Below are 4,709 nucleotides of genomic sequence, written 5' to 3' on the forward strand. Positions count from 1 at the left end.
TCTACGGGCACTGACGCGCCGCCGCGAGGCGGCCGGGGCCGGAGGCCGGCCGGCGGGCACGATGCCCGCCCGCAGGCCCCCGGCCGGGACCGGCTCAGAGGGCCGGCACGGCCGCCAGGTCCGGGATGCGCCAGTCGATCGGCTCGTGGCCCTGGGCCGCGACCGCCTCGTTGATCTGGCCGAAGGGGCGGCTGCCGAAGAACTTCTTCGCCGACAGCGGCGAGGGGTGGGCGCCCTTGACCACGACGTGCCGGCTCTCGTCGATCAGGGGCAGCTTCTTCTGGGCGTAGTTGCCCCAGAGGACGAAGACGGCCGGGTCGGGCCGGGACGCCACGGCGCGGATGACCGCGTCGGTGAACTTCTCCCAGCCCTTGCCCTTGTGGGAATTGGGCTCGCCGCCGCGGACGGTCAGGACGGCGTTGAGCAGCAGGACGCCCTGCTCGGCCCACGGCTGGAGGTAGCCGTTGTCCGGGACGTCGTAGCCGAGCTCCTCGCGCATCTCCTTGTAGATGTTGCGCAGGGAGGGCGGGGTCTTCACCCCGGGACGGACCGAGAAGCACAGGCCGTGGCCCTGGCCCGCGCCGTGGTAGGGGTCCTGGCCGAGGATGAGGACCTTGACCTTCTCGTACGGAGTGGCCTCCAGGGCTGCGAAGACCTCCCCGCGCGGCGGGTACACCGGTGCCTTCGTGCGCTCCTCCTCCACGAAGTCGGTGAGCTCCTTGAAGTAGGGCTTGTCCAGCTCCTCGGCGAGGACACCGTGCCAGGACTGGGGCAGCACGTCGGTGACGGTCACGTCAACAACCTCCGGGGTTCGTTCCGTTCTCGGGTGAGAACTTACCGGCGACCACTGACAACGGCCGACGCCCGCCCCCGGCACCCGGTGCCGCCCGAGGTCAGAACCCCGCGTTCAGGAAGATCCCGCCGTCCACGACGAGGGTCTGCCCGGTGATCCAGCCGGCCGCGTCCGAGAGCAGGAACGCGGCCGCTCCCCCGATGTCCTCGGGGACGCCGAGGCGGCCGAGCGGGTAGGAGGCCACGACCTCGTCCTCGCGCCCCTCGTAGAGGGCGGCGGCGAACTTCGTCTTGACGACGGCCGGTGCGATGGAGTTGACCCGCACCCCCGGCGCGAATTCGTGCGCGAGCTGCAGCGTGAGGTTGACCATCGCGGCCTTGCTCATGCCGTACGCCCCGACGAAGGGCGAGGCGGAGATGCCGGCGACCGACGCGATGTTGACGATCGCGCCGCCGTTGTCCTGCTGCCACGCCCGCCACGTCTGCTGCGCGAAGCCGAGGGCGGAGATGACGTTGGTCTCGAAGACCTTGCGGGCGACGCCGAGGTCGAGCTCGGCCATGGGGCCGAACACGGGGTTCGTCCCGGCGTTGTTGACCAGGTAGTCGACGCGGCCGAACTCCTCCATGGCGTGCTGCACGGCGGCGGCCTGGTGGGCCTCGTCGTGGGCCTTGCCCGCGATGCCGATCGCCCGGCCCGCGCCGAGCGACTCGACGGCCTGCTTGAGGGCGTCCTCGTTGCGGCCGGTGATCACGACGCGGTCGCCGCGGGCGACGAGCGCCTGCGCGATGCCGTAGCCGATGCCGCGGCTCGCGCCGGTGACGAGGGCGACCTTGCCGGTGTCCTGCCGGCCGGCCTGCTCCTGCTGCTCCTGCTGCTGTGCAGTCATCTCCGTGCTTCCTGTCAGTTGAGCGGTCCGCCGGCCACGTACAGCACCTGTCCCGAGACGAATCCCGCCTCCTCGCCGGTGAAGAAGGCGACCGCGTTGGCGATGTCCTCGGGCTCGCCCACACGCTCCACCGGGATCTGGGTCGCCGCGGCGGCCTTGAAGTCCTCGAAGGTCATGCCGAGGCGCGTCGCGGTGGCGGCCGTCATCTCGGTGGCGATGAAACCGGGGGCCACGGAGTTGGCGGTGATGCCGAACTTGCCGAGCTCCTTGGCGAGCGACTTGGTCAGGCCCTGCACGCCGGCCTTGGCGGCGGCGTAGTTGGCCTGGCCGCGATTGCCGAGGGCCGAGCTGCTGGAGAGGTTGACTATGCGGCCGAAGCGCGCGTCGACCATGTGCTTCTGGCAGGCGCGCGACATCAGGAACGCGCCCCGCAGGTGCACGCTCATGACGGTGTCCCAGTCGCTCTCGCTCATCTTGAACAGCAGGTTGTCACGGGTCACGCCCGCGTTGTTGACGAGGATGAGCGGCGCGCCCAGCTCGGCGGCGATCCGGGTGACGGCGGCGTCCACCCGGTCGGCGTCGGAGACGTCGCAGCCGACGGCGAGGGCCCGCCCGCCGGCCGCGGTGATCTGCTCGACGGTGCCCGCACAGGCCTCCTCGTCGAGGTCGAGGACGGCGACCGCGCGGCCCTCCCGGGCCAGGCGTACGGCGGTCGCGGCACCGATGCCGCGGGCCGCGCCCGTGACGACGGCCACGCGCTGCTCGGGCTTGGGCATACGGGGATCTCCTCACCTCGAAGGCGGCCCGCCCGCCCGGCACCCCGCCGGGCAGGTGAGCAACCGCTTAGTAGCTTCGGCGGATCAGACGCTAGAAGCCCCGCCACCCGCTGTCAACGCCTTCCCGCGCCGCCCCGCACCTCACCTCACCAGCAGGTCCAGCAGCCGCTCCGGCTCGCTCTCCGGATCCGCCGTCAGGCCGGCGTGCACGGGGCCCGGCTGCACGACCGTGCTGCGGGGGGCGATCAGCCAGCGGAAGCGCCGCCCGGGGTCGTCCCCGGCGGCCTGTCCGGCGCGCTCCCCGCCGAGGCAGACGCCCTCGACGGCACCGAGCGCGGCGCGTACGCCCGCCACGTCCGCCGCCGGGTCGAGGGCCAGCAGCCGCGCCTCGTCCAGGTGGACGCGGGCGGCGACGTAGCCCTTGGCCTGGCAGTAGACGACGACCCCGGCGTTGATCTGCTCACCGCGCTCGACGCGGGGGACGACCCGCAGCAGTGCGTACTCGAAAACGTCGCGTCCGTTGTGGCGCCCGGTCACTTCCCGGCCCTTCCGTCGAGCCTGACACGCACCCACTCCGGCGCCTGCGAAGGCTTGTCCTTGCTGCGTTCGCCGACCGTGATCCGGTCGCCGATGCTCCGTGCCCGCTCCAGCAGCACCTCGACGTAGGCCCGGCGCACCGCGTCGGGGCCGTCGAAGCCCGGCTCGTCCGCGAGCCACTCGTCGGGCACGTCGGCGGCGACCTCGGTCAGCAGCTCCTCGGTGACACGCGGCGCGAGCTCGGCCGCGGCCGCGGCGAGGTCCGGGCCGAAGGTGGCGAGGACGTGGTCGGAGGCGTCGTAGGCCTTGGCGGCGGCCGCGGCGGCCCCCGGCCAGTTGTGGTGCCAGATCATGGTGGCGCCGTGGTCGATGAGCCACAGCTCACCGTGCCACACGAGCAGGTTGGGGTTGCGCCAGGAGCGGTCGACGTTGTTGATGAGCGCGTCGAACCAGATCACGCGGCCGGCCTCGGCCGCCCCGACCTCGAAGGCGAGCGGGTCGAAGCCGAGCGCGCCGGGCAGGAAGTCCATGGCGAGGTTGAGCCCGCCGCTGGCCTTGAGCAGCCCTTGCACCTCCTGGTCCGGCTCGCCCCGGCCGATGACCGGGTCGAGCTGGATGCGTGCCAGGTCCGGGACGCGCAGGCCCAGCGCGCGGCCGAGCTGTCCGCAGACGACCTCGGCGACCAGCGTCTTGCGGCCCTGACCCGCGCCGGTGAATTTCATGACGTACGTACCCAGATCGTCGGCCTCGACGATGCCGGGGAGCGAGCCGCCCTCACGCAAGGGCGTGACGTATCGGGTGGCTGTGACTTCGGGGAGCATTGCCCCAGGCTACTGCGGGACTTCCGCCGCCCTTTGAACGCGGGGGCCGCCGGCTCCGTACGTCTCCCCGAACCTGCACGTTCAGAGGAGCGAACATGAACCACACGTCACGGACCGCTTCCACCGACTCGGCGGACTCCGCCGTCTCCGCCGGATCCCCGGACTCCGGCGGGACCTCCGTCTCCCCGGCCCCGCGCGGGTCGACCCGCCGCAGTGTCGTCGCGGCGGCAGGGGCCGCCGGTCTCGTCACCGTGCTCGCCGCGTGCGGCGGGGGCAGCGACGGCGACGGGGGCAAGGACGAGGGCGGGAAGGCGGGCGGGGAGCTCGCGAAGGCCGCGGACATCCCCGAGCGCGGCGGCAAGGTCTTCCCGGACCGGAAGGTCGTGGTGACCCAGCCGGTGAAGGGCGAGTTCAAGGCCTTCTCGGCGGTCTGCACCCACCAGGGCTGCGTGGTCAAGGACGTCTCCGGGGGCACCATCAACTGCCCGTGCCACGGGAGCAGGTTCCGGATCGCGGACGGGAGCGTGCAGGGCGGTCCGGCGCAGGGGCCGCTCCCCGAGGAGCAGGTCTCGGTCCGCGACGGCTCGCTGCACCTGGGGTGAGCCCGGGCGCCGCGGCCCGGCGTCAGCCGCTCCGGGGCGTGCTCCGCCAGCCGCGCAGGACGGCCTCGGCCGTGGTGACGGTGGCGACGAGCGCCAGGGTGTGGCTGACCATGGCCGCGGTGTAGTCCGCGGGCACGCCGGCGATGGCGTCGGCGGGGACGACGGCCGTGTAGCCGAGGTTGACGGCGTCGAAGACGGTGTTGGGTACGGCCACGTTGGCCGAGACGCCGGTGACGACGAGGGTGCGGCAGCCGAGATTGCGCAGCAGGGCGTCCACGCCCGTGCCCGCCAGGG

The 4,709-nt window shown here is 72.8% G+C and carries 7 protein-coding genes; 1 reads left to right on the forward strand and 6 read right to left on the reverse strand.

From position 1 onward, the window contains the following. Positions 1-94 precede the first annotated feature (94 nt). The 5 genes from V7793_RS33605 to V7793_RS33625 all read right to left on the reverse strand — a co-directional run bounded on the left by V7793_RS33605 (position 95) and on the right by V7793_RS33625 (position 3,813). Complete coding sequence (locus V7793_RS33605) at positions 95-793, reverse strand: uracil-DNA glycosylase (protein WP_336013486.1); 699 nt, start codon at positions 791-793, stop codon at positions 95-97. Positions 794-893: 100 nt separating this feature from the next. After that, positions 894-1,679, reverse strand: coding sequence for an SDR family oxidoreductase (locus tag V7793_RS33610; protein WP_336013487.1), 786 nt, complete (start codon positions 1,677-1,679; stop codon positions 894-896). 14 nt (positions 1,680-1,693) lie between these two features. After that, entirely contained in the window at positions 1,694-2,455 is a 762-nt protein-coding gene (fabG, locus tag V7793_RS33615) for a 3-oxoacyl-ACP reductase FabG (RefSeq protein ID WP_336013488.1), read from the reverse strand. Between the two features lie 141 nt (positions 2,456-2,596). Next, positions 2,597-2,992 carry a DUF3037 domain-containing protein gene (locus V7793_RS33620; RefSeq protein ID WP_336013489.1) on the reverse strand — a complete coding sequence of 132 codons (396 nt, stop codon included), beginning with the start codon at positions 2,990-2,992 and terminating at the stop codon, positions 2,597-2,599. Continuing rightward, positions 2,989-3,813, reverse strand: a complete 825-nt coding sequence (locus V7793_RS33625; RefSeq protein WP_168092109.1) for a HipA family kinase — start codon at positions 3,811-3,813, stop codon at positions 2,989-2,991. The genes V7793_RS33620 and V7793_RS33625 overlap by 4 nt, the downstream gene beginning before the upstream one ends. Before the next feature lie 95 nt (positions 3,814-3,908). Between V7793_RS33625 and V7793_RS33630 the strand changes: the two genes are divergently transcribed. Next, a complete protein-coding gene (locus tag V7793_RS33630; protein ID WP_336013490.1) occupies positions 3,909-4,415 on the forward strand; it encodes a Rieske (2Fe-2S) protein in 507 nt (168 codons plus the stop codon). A 22-nt stretch (positions 4,416-4,437) separates the two neighbouring features. Here V7793_RS33630 and V7793_RS33635 read toward each other — a convergent pair. Next, on the reverse strand, positions 4,438-4,709 hold a 272-nt coding region (locus tag V7793_RS33635; RefSeq protein ID WP_336013491.1), incomplete at its 5' end, for an isochorismatase family protein.

The sequence above is a fragment of the Streptomyces sp. KLMMK genome, from assembly GCF_036961605.1.
GTDB classification, from domain to species: domain Bacteria; phylum Actinomycetota; class Actinomycetes; order Streptomycetales; family Streptomycetaceae; genus Streptomyces; species Streptomyces telluris.